General features: G+C 68.5%; 17 protein-coding genes. 12 read left to right on the top strand and 5 right to left on the bottom strand.

Translation table 11 applies throughout. The annotated features are described in order from the left end of the window. The first annotated feature begins 8 nt into the window (after nucleotides 1–8). The 4 genes from trhO to hisG are packed head-to-tail and all read left to right on the top strand — an operon-like array spanning nucleotide 9 to nucleotide 2,966. Nucleotides 9–866 carry an oxygen-dependent tRNA uridine(34) hydroxylase TrhO gene (gene trhO / locus JWS14_RS04495; protein WP_206012601.1) on the top strand — a complete coding sequence of 286 codons (858 nt, stop codon included), beginning with the start codon at nucleotides 9–11 and terminating at the stop codon, nucleotides 864–866. 1 nt (nucleotide 867) lies between these two features. Next, nucleotides 868–1,761 carry a pseudouridine synthase gene (locus JWS14_RS04490; RefSeq protein ID WP_095863679.1) on the top strand — a complete coding sequence of 298 codons (894 nt, stop codon included), beginning with the start codon at nucleotides 868–870 and terminating at the stop codon, nucleotides 1,759–1,761. A 25-nt stretch (nucleotides 1,762–1,786) separates the two neighbouring features. After that, on the top strand, nucleotides 1,787–2,068 hold the full coding sequence (locus JWS14_RS04485; RefSeq protein ID WP_009473527.1) for a phosphoribosyl-ATP diphosphatase: 282 nt from the start codon (nucleotides 1,787–1,789) through the stop codon (nucleotides 2,066–2,068). A gap of 46 nt (nucleotides 2,069–2,114) precedes the next feature. Continuing rightward, on the top strand, nucleotides 2,115–2,966 hold the full coding sequence (gene hisG, locus JWS14_RS04480) for an ATP phosphoribosyltransferase (RefSeq protein ID WP_012687844.1): 852 nt from the start codon (nucleotides 2,115–2,117) through the stop codon (nucleotides 2,964–2,966). Between the two features lie 37 nt (nucleotides 2,967–3,003). Here the strand turns inward: hisG and JWS14_RS04475 are convergent, their stop codons facing one another. Both JWS14_RS04475 and JWS14_RS04470 read right to left on the bottom strand, forming a co-directional pair. Then, nucleotides 3,004–3,840: a thioesterase family protein gene (locus JWS14_RS04475; RefSeq protein WP_072941740.1), complete on the bottom strand. Its 837-nt coding sequence runs from the start codon at nucleotides 3,838–3,840 to the stop codon at nucleotides 3,004–3,006. Further along, nucleotides 3,837–4,742, bottom strand: coding sequence for a RecB family exonuclease (locus JWS14_RS04470; RefSeq protein ID WP_095863680.1), 906 nt, complete (start codon nucleotides 4,740–4,742; stop codon nucleotides 3,837–3,839). The genes JWS14_RS04475 and JWS14_RS04470 overlap by 4 nt, the downstream gene beginning before the upstream one ends. Nucleotides 4,743–4,837: 95 nt before the next feature. On the opposite strand from JWS14_RS04470, the gene JWS14_RS04465 reads away from it, so the two are divergent. After that, a complete protein-coding gene (locus JWS14_RS04465; RefSeq protein WP_072941736.1) occupies nucleotides 4,838–5,692 on the top strand; it encodes a tRNA (adenine-N1)-methyltransferase in 855 nt (284 codons plus the stop codon). Between the two features lie 47 nt (nucleotides 5,693–5,739). Here JWS14_RS04465 and JWS14_RS04460 read toward each other — a convergent pair whose 3' ends face one another. After that, nucleotides 5,740–6,243, bottom strand: coding sequence for a WKL family lipoprotein (locus JWS14_RS04460; protein ID WP_095863681.1), 504 nt, complete (start codon nucleotides 6,241–6,243; stop codon nucleotides 5,740–5,742). A gap of 183 nt (nucleotides 6,244–6,426) precedes the next feature. Between JWS14_RS04460 and arc the strand changes: the two genes are divergently transcribed. After that, on the top strand, nucleotides 6,427–8,202 hold the full coding sequence (gene arc / locus JWS14_RS04455) for a proteasome ATPase (protein ID WP_072941731.1): 1,776 nt from the start codon (nucleotides 6,427–6,429) through the stop codon (nucleotides 8,200–8,202). Between the two features lie 65 nt (nucleotides 8,203–8,267). Here the strand turns inward: arc and JWS14_RS04450 are convergent, their stop codons facing one another. Next, the gene (locus JWS14_RS04450) at nucleotides 8,268–8,816 is read right to left on the bottom strand and encodes an NUDIX domain-containing protein (RefSeq protein ID WP_095863682.1); all 549 of its coding nucleotides are present in this window, start codon (nucleotides 8,814–8,816) and stop codon (nucleotides 8,268–8,270) included. An 82-nt stretch (nucleotides 8,817–8,898) separates the two neighbouring features. Here JWS14_RS04450 and JWS14_RS04445 point away from each other — a divergent pair, with 82 nt between their 5' ends. The 5 genes from JWS14_RS04445 (at nucleotide 8,899) to prcA (ending at nucleotide 12,871) form a co-directional block, all read left to right on the top strand. Further along, entirely contained in the window at nucleotides 8,899–9,276 is a 378-nt protein-coding gene (locus JWS14_RS04445) for a nitroreductase family deazaflavin-dependent oxidoreductase (RefSeq protein ID WP_072941725.1), read from the top strand. Between the two features lie 74 nt (nucleotides 9,277–9,350). Further along, the gene (gene dop / locus JWS14_RS04440) at nucleotides 9,351–10,850 is read left to right on the top strand and encodes a depupylase/deamidase Dop (RefSeq protein ID WP_007299057.1); all 1,500 of its coding nucleotides are present in this window, start codon (nucleotides 9,351–9,353) and stop codon (nucleotides 10,848–10,850) included. A gap of 169 nt (nucleotides 10,851–11,019) precedes the next feature. Continuing rightward, nucleotides 11,020–11,214 carry a ubiquitin-like protein Pup gene (locus JWS14_RS04435; RefSeq protein WP_005242990.1) on the top strand — a complete coding sequence of 65 codons (195 nt, stop codon included), beginning with the start codon at nucleotides 11,020–11,022 and terminating at the stop codon, nucleotides 11,212–11,214. After that, nucleotides 11,211–12,095, top strand: a complete 885-nt coding sequence (gene prcB, locus JWS14_RS04430) for a proteasome subunit beta (protein ID WP_072941723.1) — start codon at nucleotides 11,211–11,213, stop codon at nucleotides 12,093–12,095. The genes JWS14_RS04435 and prcB overlap by 4 nt, the downstream gene beginning before the upstream one ends. Next, complete coding sequence (gene prcA / locus JWS14_RS04425; RefSeq protein WP_095863683.1) at nucleotides 12,092–12,871, top strand: proteasome subunit alpha; 780 nt, start codon at nucleotides 12,092–12,094, stop codon at nucleotides 12,869–12,871. Before prcB ends, prcA begins: the two co-directional genes overlap by 4 nt. On the opposite strand, the gene JWS14_RS04420 is transcribed toward prcA, so the two are convergent. Beyond that, nucleotides 12,862–14,325, bottom strand: a complete 1,464-nt coding sequence (locus tag JWS14_RS04420; protein WP_095863996.1) for a phosphatase PAP2 family protein — start codon at nucleotides 14,323–14,325, stop codon at nucleotides 12,862–12,864. The genes prcA and JWS14_RS04420 overlap by 10 nt on opposite strands. Nucleotides 14,326–14,401: 76 nt before the next feature. On the opposite strand from JWS14_RS04420, the gene pafA reads away from it, so the two are divergent. After that, nucleotides 14,402–15,760, top strand: coding sequence for a Pup--protein ligase (pafA, locus tag JWS14_RS04415; protein ID WP_012687833.1), 1,359 nt, complete (start codon nucleotides 14,402–14,404; stop codon nucleotides 15,758–15,760). Nucleotides 15,761–15,801 lie beyond the last annotated feature (41 nt).

Here is a 15,801-nt window from a genome sequence, read left to right as displayed (position 1 = left end):
GGTTCCCCGTGGCTGTCCCGAAAATCGTGCTGTTCTACGTGTTCACTCCGCTCGCCGACCCGGAGGCGATCCGGCTGTGGCAGTACACGCTCGCCGAGGCACACAACCTGACCGGGCGGATCCTCGTCTCCGAGCACGGCATCAACGCGACCGTCGGCGGCGACATCCGCGACGTCAAGCGGTACGTGAAGGGGACCCGCGGCTACGCGCCGTTCAAGGACGCCGACATCAAGTGGTCGGACGGTCTCGGTGACGACTTCCCGCGGCTCAGCGTCAAGGTGCGGTCGGAGATCGTGACGTTCGGTGCGCCGGGCGAGCTGAAGGTGGACGCGGACGGCGTCGTCGGCGGCGGTACCCACCTGGCGCCGGACGAGGTGCACCGCCTGGTCGAGGGGCGCGGTGACGACGTCGTCTTCTTCGACGGACGCAACGGTTTCGAGGCGGAGATCGGCCGCTTCCGGGACGCCGTCGTGCCGGACGTGTCCACCACCCGCGACTTCGTGCACGAACTCGACAGCGGCAAATACGACCATCTCAAGGACAAGGCTGTCGTCACCTACTGCACCGGGGGAGTGCGGTGCGAGGTCCTGTCCTCGCTGATGCGTTCGCGCGGGTTCGGCGAGGTCTATCAACTCGACGGCGGCATCGTCCGGTACGGCGAAGCGTTCGGCGACACGGGTCTGTGGGAGGGGTCGCTGTACGTCTTCGACAAGCGGATGACCATCGAGTTCAGCGACCAGGCCACGACCCTGGGGCGCTGCACCCGATGCGGCGGTCCGACGTCCCGGTACGAGAATCTGCCGAACGACCGGGGCCGCGAACTCGTGCTCGTGTGCGCCGACTGCACCGAGAACCGGGCGGGCTGAGGTGGCCGGGGCGCCGCTGCCCGTCCGCAACGGTCTCGGTCCCGATCGCATCCGGATGCCGGCCGGGCTCGGGGCGAAGACCGTCGCCGAATTCCTGGTCGAGACGTACCCCGACGAGCGGGCGCACTGGCTGTCGCTGATCGACGGTGGGGGAGTCGTCGACGAACACGGCCGGGTCGTCGACCGCGGCACCCGCTATGCGCCGACCCGATTCGTGTACTTCTACCGCGACCCCGCACCCGAGATCCCGGTTCCGTTCGAGATCGACATCCTCCACCGCGACGACCACCTCGTGGTGATCGACAAGCCGCATTTCCTCGCGACCATCCCGCGGGGCGCGCACATCACCGAGACGGCGGTCGTGCGGTTACGGCGGACGCTCGACCTCCCCGATCTCACCCCGGCGCACCGGCTCGACCGGATGACGGCCGGTGTGCTGGTGTTCCTGATCCGGCCGGAAGACCGCCGGGCCTATCAGGAACTGTTCGTCTCCCAGCAGGTCACCAAGGAATACGAGGCCGTCGCCGGGCACGATCCCACGCTGGAGTTTCCGCGCATCATCCGCAGCCGCATCGTCAAGGAACACGGGATCATGACGGCCACGGAGGAGCCGGGAGAACCGAACAGCGAAACCGTCGTCGACCTGATCGAGACCCGGGACGGCCGCGCCCGGTACCGGCTGCTGCCGAAGACCGGCCGGACGCACCAACTGCGGCTGCACATGTCGTCGCTGGGACTCCCGATCGAGGGCGACAACTACTACCCGGACTTCCGCCGATCCGAGCCCGGCGACTTCTCGACCCCGTTGCGGTTGCTGGCGCGGGCCATCGAGTTCACCGATCCCCGTTCGGGCCGGGTCCGCCGGTTCGAGAGTCGCCGCACACTCGGGTGGTGACCGGTTCGGAGAGGTCCGCGGCGGCGTGAAACAATGGGTCCTCGTGAAGACCTTCGAATCCCTGTTCGCCGAGCTGACCGAGCGTGCCGCTACCCGCCCCGAGGGGTCCGGCACCGTTGCCGCCCTCGACGCCGGCGTCCATTCGCAGGGAAAGAAGATCCTCGAAGAGGCGGGTGAGGTGTGGATCGCCGCCGAGCACGAAAGCGACGAGGCGCTCGCCGAGGAGATCTCCCAGCTGCTGTACTGGACGCAGGTGCTGATGGTGGGCAAGGGCCTGAAACTCGAGGACGTCTACCGACATCTGTGATCGGTGATCGAGACTCCTCCACCCGCTCCCGAAAGGAACCTCAGCCATGCTGCGCGTCGCAGTCCCCAACAAGGGCTCGCTGTCCGAGTCCGCCGCCGAAATTCTCTCCGAGGCCGGCTACCGCCGTCGCACCGACTCCCGCGACCTGACCGTCCTCGACCCGTCCAATCAGGTCGAGTTCTTCTTCCTCCGCCCCAAGGACATCGCGATCTACGTCGGATCCGGTGAACTCGATCTCGGCATCACCGGCCGCGACCTCGCCCGTGACTCGGGCGCCCCGGTCGCCGAGCGGCTGTCGCTCGGCTTCGGCCGCTCCACGTTCCGGTACGCCGCTCCCGCGGGCAAGGACTGGAAGGTCGAGGATCTCGCTGGACTCCGGATCGCCACGTCCTACCCCAACCTGGTGCGCGACGACCTCTCCGCACGCGGGATCGAGGCCTCGGTCATCCGCCTCGACGGCGCCGTGGAGATCTCGATCCAGCTCGGGGTCGCGGACGCCATCGCCGACGTCGTCGGATCCGGCCGCACCCTGCGCCAGCACAACCTGGTCGCGTTCGGTGACACCCTGTGCGACTCCGAGGGTGTGCTCATCGAGCGCGCCGGTTCGCCCGCCGACGATTCCGCACGCAACCAGTTGGTCGAGCGGGTGCGCGGCATCGTCTTCGCGCAGCAGAATCTGATGCTCGACTACGACTGCCCGAAGACGATCCTCGACGACGCGCTGAAGATCACCCCCGGACTGGAGTCGCCGACGCTGTCGCCGCTCGCCGACGAGAACTGGGTCGCGGTCCGGGCGATGGTGCCGATCAAGGGTCACAACGGAGTGATGGACGAACTCGCGGACCTCGGCGCCAAGGCCATCCTCGCGTCGAACATCCGGTCCTGCCGCGCCCTCTGATCTCGTTCCGCCGCAGGACGATCCGCGCCCGTTCCGATCAGGAGCGGGCGCGGACCTGTACGGTCTGGGCGATCCGGCCGACCGCGCCGGTCTCGTCGTACAGCACGCCCGCGCACATCCCCACGCCGTCGGGGCCGATGGACGTCTCGGAGCCGACGCCGACCCATTCGCCCTCGGGGACCCGGAAGATGTGCACGGTGAGGTCGGTATTGAGGAACGTCCAGTCGGCCGGGTCGAGTTTCGATCCCACACCGTTGGCGACGTCCGCGATGGAGAAGAGCCGCTCGAGCGGCGTCATGGTCTCGCCGAGGACCAGCGCGGGCCGCGGCCTCGCCCACAGCTTGCCGGGGCCCTCGCACCCCATCTCGGCGATCCACCGCCAGTCGAGGGTCGTCAGGTAGCCCGAATTCCAGCCTTCGCTGAACTTGCCCTCCCGGCCGGTGGACCGAGGTTCGAGCGGCGGGTCGACGACGTGGACGGCATCGTTCGTGTCGACGGTCTCCATGCGCCACGCCGAGCCCCGCGCCACGGCCCGGGGCCGGTCGCCGACGGTCCACAGTTCGGCGACCACCAACTCCACCCGGCGGCCCGGCCGCTGCACCCAGGACCGGACCTCGAGTTCGGCGATCGGGATCGGGCCGAGGATCTCGACCACGACCCGCGTGATGCGCGCGTCGTCACGAGGGGCGCACCGTTCGAGTGCCCGCACGAGCAGCGCGGACGGGGGAGCGCCGTGCTGCATCGTCTCGGCCCACACGCTGATCGTCAGATCCGTGCTGTCGAATCGCTCGACCGTGATCTTCTGGTCCGAGTCCACTTCCGGCGCACCCAGTGCTTCCGAACCGAGTGGTACGTAGTAGGACTCGGAACTCATTCGACAATCTCCTCGAAACCTGGTGCGTCTTCGGCGGGCCCCTCCGGCCATCCCGGGTAGGGAGGCGGCGTTCCTCCGAACGAGGGGCACAGGGACTTATGATCACACCAGTCGCAGAGCCGGCTCGGCTTGGGTCGGAAATCGCCGGTGACACCCGCCGCCAGGATGGCCTTCCAGATCGCCGACAGTGTGCGCTCGAACCGCAGCAGTTCGTCCTCGTCGGGTGCGTAGGTGAGGACCGTCCCGGACGCGAGATACAGCAGTCGCAGCTGCGCCGGGACGATGCCGCGGGTGCGCAGCAGGACCAGCGCATAGAACTTCATCTGGAACAGCGCCTTGGACTCGGACATCTCGCGGGGTGCGCGACCGGTCTTGTAGTCGACCACCCGCACCTCACCGGTGGGGGCCACGTCGATTCGGTCGACGAATCCGCGGAGCAGCACCCCGTCGGCGAGTTCGGTCTCGACACGCTGTTCGCACGATTCGGCCTCGAACCGGGTGGGGTCCTCCAGTTCGTAGTAGGCGGTGACGAGCGACCGCGCCTCGTCGAGGAACGACTCGCGCTGGTCCTCGGGAACCAGGTCGATCAGGTCGGGGGCCTCGGCGAGGAGGCGCTCCCAGGACGGGAGGATCAGATCGACCGCCTTCTGCGGAACCCGTTCGGCGGCGGGCAACGCGAACAGCGTCTCGAGCGCGGCGTGCACGACCGTGCCCTTCACCTGCGCGCGCGACGGCGCCTCCGGGAGCCGGTCGACGGCACGGAAGCGGTAGAGAAGCGGGCACTGCTTGAAGTCGCCGGCGCGGGACGGCGACAGGGCGGGGCGCCTGCGGGTGACCGAAGTGTCGCCGGGCTGTGACGGGGAACCCTGTGTGACGGGGGCTGGCGACTCTGAGATGCTCACACCTGGCAGGGTAGGCCCCCGGTCCGACAGTCGTGTCGGGGCAGCGGGACGGGCGCCGGACGGCGCCGGACGAACAGGCTGAGGAGTCGGTGACGATGGTGGGACGCGAAACGCGACCGAGTGGACCGTTTCGGGTGGGCGATCGCGTCCAGCTGACCGATGGCAAGGGCCGGCACTACACGGTCAACCTGGAGGCCGGCAAGGAGTTCCACACGCACCGCGGCGGAATCCTGCACGACGACCTGATCGGCACCGACGAGGGCAGCGTGGTCAAGTCGACCAACGGCACCCCCTACCTGGCGCTGCGACCGCTGCTCGTCGACTACGTCCTGTCGATGCCCCGCGGGGCGCAGGTCATCTACCCGAAGGACGCCGCGCAGATCGTCCACGAGGGCGACGTCTTCCCCGGCGCCCGCGTCCTCGAGGCCGGCGCAGGCTCGGGCGCCCTGACGTGCTCCCTGCTGCGGGCGGTCGGGCCGGAAGGCCGGGTCATCTCGTACGAGGTGCGCGACGACCACGCCGAGCACGCGGTGCGGAACGTCGAGACGTTCTTCGGGGAACGCCCCGCGAACTGGGACCTGACCATCGCGGACGTCGCCGAGTTCGACGCCGACGCGGCCGGCGGCCCGGTCGACCGGGTGGTCCTCGACATGCTGGCACCCTGGGACGCGCTGCCCGCGGTGTCCAAGGCGCTGGTCCCCGGCGGCGTGCTCGTCGTCTACGTCGCGACTGTGACGCAGCTCTCCAAGGTCGTCGAGGCGATGCGCGAGCAGGAGTGCTGGACCGAGCCGCGGTCCTGGGAGTCGATAGTCCGTGGCTGGCACGTCGTCGGGCTCGCCGTGCGGCCGGAACACCGGATGCAGGGCCACACCGCGTTCCTGGTGAGCGCCCGGCGTCTCGCCGAGGGAACCGTCACCCCCAAGCCGCAGCGCCGGTCGGGTAAGGGCTGAGACACGGCTTCGGCGGCGCCCGGAGCGGGCGCCGCCGAAGGACCGGGCTAGCTGCAGCCCGCGCGTGCCATGCCGAGCAGGGTGCACGTGCTCTCGTCCGACACCTTCCACACGCCGTCGACGTTCTCCCACGTCCACGCCGTCGGAGCGGCCGTGCCGTGCGGGCTCACGATCGCGACGTTCGCCGTCGCGGTATCGCCCTCCACCTGCACGTCCGTGACCGTGAAGGACACCGGGTAGTTGGCCATGGCGGCGGTCATCGCCTCCAGATTCGGGCGGCGTTCGTCGCCGTCGACGACCACGACGGTTTTCTCGTCGACCGGCCGGGCCGGGTCCACGAGCAGCTGGAGCGTACCGAGCAGTTCCTCCGACGTGGGGGCGGCGACGGTCGCGTCTACCTGCGACGACGTGGCCGCGGACGTCGCCGCGGCGGTGCCGGAACCGTCGTCGGACGAGCAGGCCGACATTCCGAGCGCGAAGACCACCGCGCCCACGGCAACCACGGACCTACCGGTGAAGGACGTGCCGTTCAGGGGCTTGCGGATTATCACGACGAACCCTTTCGTTACACGGAACAGAGAGGAAACTGCTCGACAGGTAGGTAAGGCTAACATGAGAGTTTCGATGGCCCCGGGTGTCGCGTATGCCGATTCGCAATCGGCAGAATCCGTGTCACGGCGCAGAATTCGGGCAGTGCCGGTAGCGTTGATAGATCTCATTGGGAGGAGACGCACATGAGCTCGACAGAGAACCCCGATTCGGTTGCGGCCGCACGAGAGCTCGAGGCGTTGCGCGCGGAGGCGTCGGCACTGCGCAGGCAGCTCGCGGAGTCGCCGGAACAGCTTCGTGAGATGGAATCGCGAGTGGACTCGCTGTCCATCCGGAACACCAAGTTGATGGACACCCTCAAGGAGGCCCGTCAGCAGCTCATTGCGCTCCGAGAGGAAGTCGATCGCCTCGGCCAGCCGCCGAGCGGGTACGGCGTGCTGCTCGGAGTGCACGACGATCAGACCGTGGACGTGTTCACCTCCGGACGCAAGATGCGGTTGACCTGCTCCCCGAACGTCGACGCCGAGACCCTCAAGCTCGGCCAGACTGTGCGCCTCAACGAGGCACTCACGATCGTGGAAGCGGGCAACTTCGAGCGTGTCGGTGAGATCAGCACGCTTCGAGAGGTCCTCGACGACGGTCAGCGCGCCCTCGTGGTCGGTCACGCCGACGAGGAACGGATCGTCTGGCTGGCCGAACCCCTCGCCACCGTGTACGCGGACAGCGAACGAGAGTCGGTCGCGTACGACGCCGAATCGCCCACCCGCAAACTACGGCCGGGCGACTCCCTCCTCGTCGACACGAAGGCCGGGTACGCGTTCGAGCGGATCCCCAAGGCCGAGGTCGAGGATCTCGTCCTCGAAGAGGTTCCCGACGTCCACTACGACGACATCGGCGGCCTCGGCCGGCAGATCGAGCAGATCCGTGACGCCGTCGAGTTGCCGTTCCTCCACAAGGACCTGTTCCACGAATACGAGCTCCGCCCGCCGAAGGGTGTGCTCCTCTACGGTCCGCCCGGGTGCGGCAAGACGCTCATCGCCAAGGCGGTCGCCAACTCCCTCGCGAAGAAGATCGCGGAGGCCCGGGGGCAGGACAGCAAGGAAGCCAAGTCCTACTTCCTCAACATCAAGGGCCCCGAGCTGCTGAACAAGTTCGTCGGCGAGACCGAGCGGCACATCCGGCTGATCTTCCAGCGGGCCCGGGAGAAGGCGTCCGAGGGCACCCCGGTGATCGTGTTCTTCGACGAGATGGATTCGATCTTCCGCACCCGCGGGTCGGGTGTCTCCTCCGACGTCGAGACCACCGTCGTGCCGCAGCTGCTCAGTGAGATCGACGGTGTCGAGGGACTCGAGAACGTCATCGTGATCGGCGCCTCCAACCGCGAAGACATGATCGACCCCGCGATCCTGCGCCCCGGCCGCCTCGACGTGAAGATCAAGATCGAACGCCCCGACGCGGAGTCGGCGCAGGACATCTTCTCGAAGTACCTCGTCGAGACACTGCCGGTGCACAGCGACGACATCGCGGAGTTCGGTGGCGACCGCACGGCCTGCATCCGGGTGATGATCGAACGGGTCGTCGACCGTATGTACGCCGAGAGCGAGGAGAACCGCTTCCTCGAGGTCACGTACGCCAACGGCGACAAGGAGGTCCTGTACTTCAAGGACTTCAACTCGGGGGCGATGATCCAGAACATCGTCGACCGCGCCAAGAAGTACGCGATCAAGTCGGTGCTCGACACCGGTGCCCCGGGCCTGCGCGTCCAGCACCTGTTCGACTCCATCGTCGACGAGTTCTCGGAGAACGAGGACCTGCCGAACACCACCAACCCCGACGACTGGGCCCGGATCTCGGGCAAGAAGGGTGAGCGGATCGTCTACATCCGCACGTTGGTCACCGGTAAGAACGCGAGCGCGAGCCGCGCCATCGACACCGAGTCCAACACCGGCCAGTACCTGTAGGCCGATCGGTACGACCCGCGCGGCGGGAACCGGGGACGGTTCCCGCCGCGCGGGTCGGCCGTGTATCAGCGGTCCCGTGCGACGAGGTAGTCCTCGAGGAGTGCCCTCGTGTCCGGCACGAACGGCCACCGCGGGTCGCGCAGGTGCGTCACCAGTTCGTGGGGTGTCCACCACCAGCCCGACGCGATCTCGCTGGCCTGGTGGACGACGGGCCCGTCCCAGTGCGTCTCGTAGGCGTACAGGTGGCAGCGCAGCCGCAGGCCCTGCCACTCGCCGTCCCACGCCACCCTCGCGATGGGGGTGAGGCTCACCCCGGTGATGCCTAGTTCCTCCGCCAGTTCCCGGCCCGCCGCCTCTTCCGGCGTCTCCCCGGGATCGACCACCCCGCCGGCCAGGCAGTCGTGGTGTCCGGCGAACACCGTCTTCGTGTCCGACCGCCGGTGCACGTAGAGGCGCTGCTCGTCACCGGATCGGACGAGGACCCCGGCGCTCGCGTGCCACAGTCCCTCGGCGTAGACACGGGAACGCGCGGCCGATCCCACCGGTCGCCCGGAACTGTCGAACACCGCCACCACTTCGTCCGTGCCGGGTGGGGTGTTCGGTGCGGAATCCATGAGTCGATCCTGCCAGCACCCCGGCGAACGTCGGTACTGTCGAGGTCGGTTGCTCGTTCCGGTGCCGAAGGGGTGAGAGTTCATGGCGTTGCCGCGTTCGATCGCCCGATTCAACCGGGTCCTCACCAACCGGGTGAGCCGTCGCGTCGCGACAATCCTGCCCGGGTTCGCCGTGGTCGAGCACCGCGGCCGCACATCCGGTAGGACGTATCGCACGCCCGTCAACGTGTTCGTCGTGGACGGCCGCTACCGGTTCGCCCTCACGTACGGAGCGCACAGCGACTGGGTGCGAAACGTGGTGGCGGCGGGCGGATGCACCATCGTGACGCGCCGCCGGACGGTGCACCTGACGGACCCTCGAATCGGCACCGACGGCACCCACTCCTGGGCGCCGCCCGGGGTCCGGACCGTGCTCGAGGTGATCGCGGCGGACCAGTACCTGGAGTGCTCGCCGGGCTAGTCGCCGGACACCGACGGCTCGCGCGGCAGGAGTGTGCCGCCGGGTGGCGTGGGTGATCGCATAGGCTCGGCAGCATGCAGCGGATCATCGGTGTCGAAGTCGAGTACGGAATCTCCTCACCCAGCGAGCCTTCGGCCAATCCGATCTTGACGTCCACCCAGGCGGTGCTGGCTTATGCGGCAGCCGCGGGAGTGCCGCGCGCCAAGCGCACCCGATGGGATTACGAGGTGGAATCCCCGCTGCGGGACGCCCGCGGATTCGACCTGGGCCGGCTCAGCGGCCCGGCGCCCGTCATCGACGCCGACGAGGTCGGCGCGGCCAACATGATCCTCACCAACGGCGCCCGGCTCTACGTCGACCACGCGCACCCCGAGTACTCGGCCCCGGAGGTCACCGACCCCCTGGACGCCGTCATCTGGGACAAGGCCGGCGAACGCGTGATGGAGGCGGCCGCCCGGCACGCGTCGAGCGTCCCCGGTGCCCCGCGACTGCAGCTGTACAAGAACAACGTGGACGGCAAGGGCGCGTCGTACGGCACCCACGAGAACTACCTGATGTCCCGGGCCACGCCGTTCTCTGCGGTGATCAACGGGCTGACGCCGTTCTTCGCGTCCCGTCAGGTGATCTGCGGGTCGGGCCGGGTGGGCATCGGCCAGTCCGGTGACGAGGCCGGCTTCCAGCTGTCCCAGCGGGCCGACTACATCGAGGTGGAGGTCGGGCTCGAGACCACGCTCAAGCGCGGCATCATCAACACCCGCGACGAACCGCACGCCGACGCGGACAAGTACCGGCGTCTGCACGTCATCATCGGCGACGCGAACCTCGCCGAGATGTCCACGTACCTGAAGGTCGGGACGACGGCGCTGGTCCTCGACCTCATCGAGGCCGGTGTCGACCTCACCGACCTGCAGCTGGCCCGACCGGTCACCGCCGTGCACCACATCAGCCACGACCCGACGCTGCGCGCCACGGTCGCGCTGGCCGACGGCCGGGAACTGACCGGGCTTGCGTTGCAGCGGATCTATCTGGACCGGGTCGACAAGTTCATGTCCGCCGAGGGCAACGACGACCCCCGCGTGGCCGATCTGCTGGAGAAGTGGGCGATGGTGCTCGACCTCCTCGAGCGGGACCCGATGGAATGCGCCCACCTGCTGGACTGGCCGGCCAAGCTGCGTCTGCTCGAGGGTTTCCGGAACCGGGAGGGCCTCAACTGGTCCGCGCCGCGACTGCATCTGGTCGACCTGCAGTACTCGGACGTCCGCCTCGACAAGGGTCTGTACAACCGGCTCGTCGCCCGCGGGTCGATGGAGCGCCTGGTGTCGGAGCAGGCGGTGCTCGACGCCGTCGACACCCCGCCGACCGACACCCGCGCCTACTTCCGCGGTGAATGCCTGCGCAAGTTCGGCGCCGACATCGCGGCTGCGAGCTGGGATTCGGTGATCTTCGATCTCGGTGGCGACTCCCTGGTCCGCATTCCCACCCTCGAGCCGCTGCGGGGCAGCAAGGCGCACGTGGGGGAGTTGCTGGAGTCGGTGGAGACCGCGAAAGAGCTCGTCGACGAGCTCACGAACTGACATCTCGGCCGTTCCCGCACGGATCTGCCCGGAACTCGCCGTCGCGTCGGCACACGTGGGGCGGCGACGCTCGGTAGGGTGAAGGTCCGAGCGGATGATGTAGTCAGACTGCTTGGCAGCACAGGACGCTCGGAAGAAGAGCTCCCTTCACACAAGGAGGTCGGCGGCGATGGCGCAAGAGCAGACCAAACGAACTGGCGGCGGCGACGAGGACGACACCCCGGGCGGTGACGGTGCGGCCGGTCAGGAACGTCGCGAAAAGCTGGCCGAGGACACCGACGACCTGCTCGACGAGATCGACGACGTGCTCGAGGAGAACGCCGAGGACTTCGTCCGGGCCTATGTCCAGAAGGGCGGCCAGTGACGGCGGATCGACCGGCATTGCGGACAGGCGACGGTGACACGAGACTCAGTTTCGGTTCGAATCTGAGCTCGTTCACCGAGTATCTGCGTGGTCACGCACCAGAATTGCTGCCGGAGAATCGGATCGGCCATCGTTCGCACTCGACACGGGGTGGTGACGGGATGGAGAGCGGTGATCTCGCACCGCACGGAACCACGATCGTGGCGCTCACCTACAAGGGTGGCGTCCTGCTGGCAGGCGACCGGCGCGCGACCCAGGGCAACCTGATCGCCAGCCGGGACGTCGAGAAGGTGTACGTCACCGACGAATACTCGGCGGCCGGTATCGCCGGCACCGCGGGCATCGCCATCGAACTGGTCCGCCTGTTCGCCGTCGAACTTGAGCACTACGAGAAGATCGAGGGCGTTCAGCTGACCTTCGACGGCAAGGCCAACCGCCTGGCGTCGATGGTGCGGGGCAACCTCGGGGCGGCGATGCAGGGTCTCGCGGTCGTCCCGCTGCTCGTCGGCTACGACCTCGACGCGGACGACGAGGCCCATGCGGGCCGCATCGTCTCGTACGACGTCGTCGGCGGCCGGTACGAGGAACGCGCCGGATACCACGCGGTCGGTTCGGGTTCGCTGTTCGCGAAGTCGGCACTGAAGAAGATCTACTCGCCGGACAGCGACGAGGAGACCGCCCTGCGGGCGGCCATCGAATCGCTGTACGACGCGGCCGACGACGACTCGGCCACCGGTGGGCCCGACTTGACCCGCGGCATCTACCCGACCGCGGTCACGATCACCCAGGCCGGTGCCGTACACGTGTCCGAGGAGACGACGTCCGAGTTGGCTCGGCGCATCGTCGCCGAGCGCACCGAACAAGGGGGGTCTGCGCGATGACCATGCCGTATTACGCCTCCGCCGAGCAGATCATGCGGGACCGCTCGGAATTGGCGCGCAAGGGAATTGCCCGCGGACGCAGCGTCGTGGTGCTCACGTTCCGCGACGGCGTGCTGTTCGTCGCCGAGAATCCCTCCACCGCGCTGCACAAGGTCAGCGAACTGTACGACCGGCTCGGCTTCGCGGCCGTCGGCAAGTACAACGAGTTCGAGAATCTGCGGCGCGCAGGGATCGTCCACGCCGACATGCGCGGTTACTCGTACGACCGCCGTGACGTGACGGGCCGATCGCTGGCCAACGCGTACGCGCAGACCCTGGGCACGATCTTCACCGAGCAACCCAAGCCGTACGAGGTGGAGATCTGCGTCGCGGAGGTCGGGCGCGTGGGCAGCCCGAAGGCTCCCCAGCTGTACCGCATCACCTACGACGGATCCATCGTCGACGAACAGCATTTCGTCGTGATGGGTGGCACGACCGAGCCGATCGCGACCGCCATGCGCGAGTCGTACCGTGCCGACCTCGACCTCGAGGCGGCGGTCGGTATCGCGGTCAACGCCCTACGTCAGGGCGGTGCCGGGGAGGGCGAGAAGCGGAACGTCGACGTGGCCAGCCTCGAGGTGGCCGTGCTCGATCAGTCCCGGCCGCGCCGCGCGTTCCGGCGGATCGCCGGACCCGCGCTCGAACAGCTGATCCCCGCAGAGCCTGCGGCCGCCTCGGAGCCCGCTCCGGAGTCGAAGCCGGACACCGAGACGAAGCCGGCCGACACTCAGGACTGAGGCCGGTACACCGCGATCGCTTCGGGCGCCGACCGGAAGTCGAAGCGCAGGGCGTCGGCGACCACTTCACCGTCGGTGGCCAGCGCAACCGGCGAGCCGTCCACGCGGACGGTGAGCCGGGGCACGAGGGATCGCACGTACACCCGGCTGCTTCCGAGCGTCCCGGTGGCGGCGGCGAACAGTAGCCGCGGCCGGGACGCTCGCCGGTCGGCCCGCACGTAGCGGACGTCGAGCAGTCCGCCGGTGATGGCGGGACGCGACATCGGAACCTGATCGCCGGGGGAATACCGACCGTTCCCCACGAACAACATCCACACCTTCACGGGCCTGCCGTCGATGGTGACGGCGAGCGGTGTTGCCGCGGAGAGAATCCGGATCATCGCCGCACACGCCGCGGGCCACTTCCCGTACCGGGGCTGCCACTTCTCCCGCAGCCGCACCGCGTCGGGGTAGCCGCCGAGACTGGCGGTGTTGAGGAACGGGGCGGGTTCCTCGACATCGGTGTGGACGACGGCCTGGTCGACGAGAACCGCACGTCCGGTCTCGACGGCCTTCGCGGTGTCCGAGATGTCGGCGACGCCGGCGTCGCGCGCGAAGTGATTGAGTGTGCCGCCGGGGAACACCGCCAGCGGCAGCGAATGACGCGCCGCCGCGGACGCGACGGCGACCACGGTCCCGTCCCCACCGCACACCCCGAGTGCACGCGGATTCGTCTCGGCCACCCAGGCGTCGAGTTGCTCGGCGAAATCGTGGTCGGTGTCGAGGGCGCGCACGTGCGCGTTCGGGAGTGCGGTGGCGATCTCCTCACTGGGATCCACAGTGTCCGGCCCGGACTCCTGGTTCACCAGCACGAGCAGGCCCTCACCGCCCGGCAGCGCCGGCGCGTCGACCGCGCGGCCCAGTTCCGCCGGGTCCTCGGTGCGCACCGCCCACCAGCGGCGGGTTCCCGAAGCGACGGCCCCGCCCAGTATCAGCCCGGTGACGACGTCCGACGGCCAGTGCACGCCGTTGTGCACCCGGGAGTACGCGACCGCGGCCGCGAGGGGGGCGAGTGCGGCACCGGCCGCGGGCGATTCCAGGGCGACACCCGTGGTGAACGCCGCCGCCGATGCCGAATGTCCCGACGGGAAGGACGAGGACCGGGGGATCGGCACCCCGCGCAGCGCGTTCGTCCACGCGCGGGCGGGAGGGCGCCGCCGCGGGAACACCGGTTTGAGGATGCCGTTGGCGAGACCGCTCGCCATCGCGAGGGACAGCAGGCCCCGCACGGCACCGCGCCGGGCGCGTCCGCCGACCAGTCCCAGCAGCGCCGCCACGCACCACCACAAGACCCCCTTGTCGGCCGCGTGACTGAGGAAGCGCATCGCCCGGTCGACCTCGGAGGGGCGCAGATCTGCGCTGCGGCCGAACACGATTTCGTCGGCCCGGTGGATGCGGTGCAGGTGTCGGTTCACCGTCTCAGCGTAGGCGCGGAGTGTCGCCGGACGGTTTTCCCGCTCCGCCGGGTGATCGGCGTTGTACTCTCGAGGTGTGCAGCGACGAATCATGGGAATTGAGACAGAGTTCGGTGTGACCTGCACCTTCCATGGTCACAGGCGACTGAGCCCGGACGAGGTTGCGCGCTACCTGTTCCGGCGGGTGGTGTCGTGGGGCCGGAGTTCCAACGTGTTCCTCAGGAACGGTGCCCGCCTGTATCTGGACGTCGGCTCGCACCCCGAATACGCGACAGCCGAGTGCGACAACCTCATCCAGTTGGTCAACCACGACCGGGCGGGTGAGCGCGTCCTCGAGGAGTTGCTGATCGACGCCGAGCAGCGGCTCGCCGAGGAAGGCATCGGCGGCGACATCTACCTGTTCAAGAACAACACGGACTCGGCGGGTAATTCGTACGGCTGTCACGAGAACTTCCTCGTGGCGCGGGCCGGCGAATTCTCCCGGATCTCGGACGTGCTGCTCCCGTTCCTGGTGACGCGGCAGCTGATCTGCGGCGCCGGCAAGGTACTGCAGACGCCGAAGGCGGCCACGTTCTGCCTGTCGCAGCGCGCCGAGCACATCTGGGAGGGCGTGTCCTCGGCGACCACGCGGTCGCGGCCCATCATCAACACCCGCGACGAGCCGCACGCCGACGCGGAGAAGTACCGCCGCCTGCACGTGATCGTCGGCGATTCCAACATGTCCGAGTCCACCACGATGCTGAAGGTGGGCACGGCGGCGCTCGTGCTCGAGATGATCGAGGCCGGGGTGTCGTTCCGCGACTTCGCGCTCGACAACCCGATCCGCGCCATCCGCGAGGTCAGCCACGACGTCACCGGGCGCCGCCCGGTGCGGCTCGCAGGCGGCAGGCAGGCCAGCGCCCTCGACATCCAGCGGGAGTACCACGCCCGCGCCGTCGAACACCTGCAGAACCGCGACCCCGATCCGCAGGTCACGCAGGTGGTCGACCTGTGGGGCCGCATGCTGGACGCCGTCGAGACGCAGGATTTCGCAAAGGTCGACACGGAGATCGACTGGGTGATCAAGCGCAAGCTGTTCCAGCGCTACCAGGACCGGCACGGCTTCGAACTGGCCGACCCGAAGATCGCGCAACTCGATCTGGCGTACCACGACATCAAACGCGGTCGCGGCGTGTTCGACGTGCTGCAGCGCAAGGGTCTGGTGAAGCGGATCACCGAGGACGAGACCATCGAGGCCGCGGTGGACACTCCGCCGCAGACCACCCGGGCGAAGCTGCGCGGCGAATTCATCACCGCCGCGCAGGAGGCCGGACGCGACTTCACGGTCGACTGGGTGCATCTCAAGCTCAACGACCAGGCCCAGCGGACCGTGCTGTGCAAGGACCCGTTCCGGTCGGTCGACGAGCGGGTGGAGCGGCTGATTGCCTCGATGTAGCGGCGCTCGGGGAGTCCGTAACGGGCTCACCCACTAGGCTT

This window comes from Rhodococcus koreensis (assembly GCF_017068375.1).
In the GTDB taxonomy this organism is placed as follows: domain Bacteria; phylum Actinomycetota; class Actinomycetes; order Mycobacteriales; family Mycobacteriaceae; genus Rhodococcus_F; species Rhodococcus_F koreensis.
The sequence above is the reverse complement of the archived record's forward strand: the minus strand, read 5'-3'. Positions and strand labels throughout refer to the sequence as shown.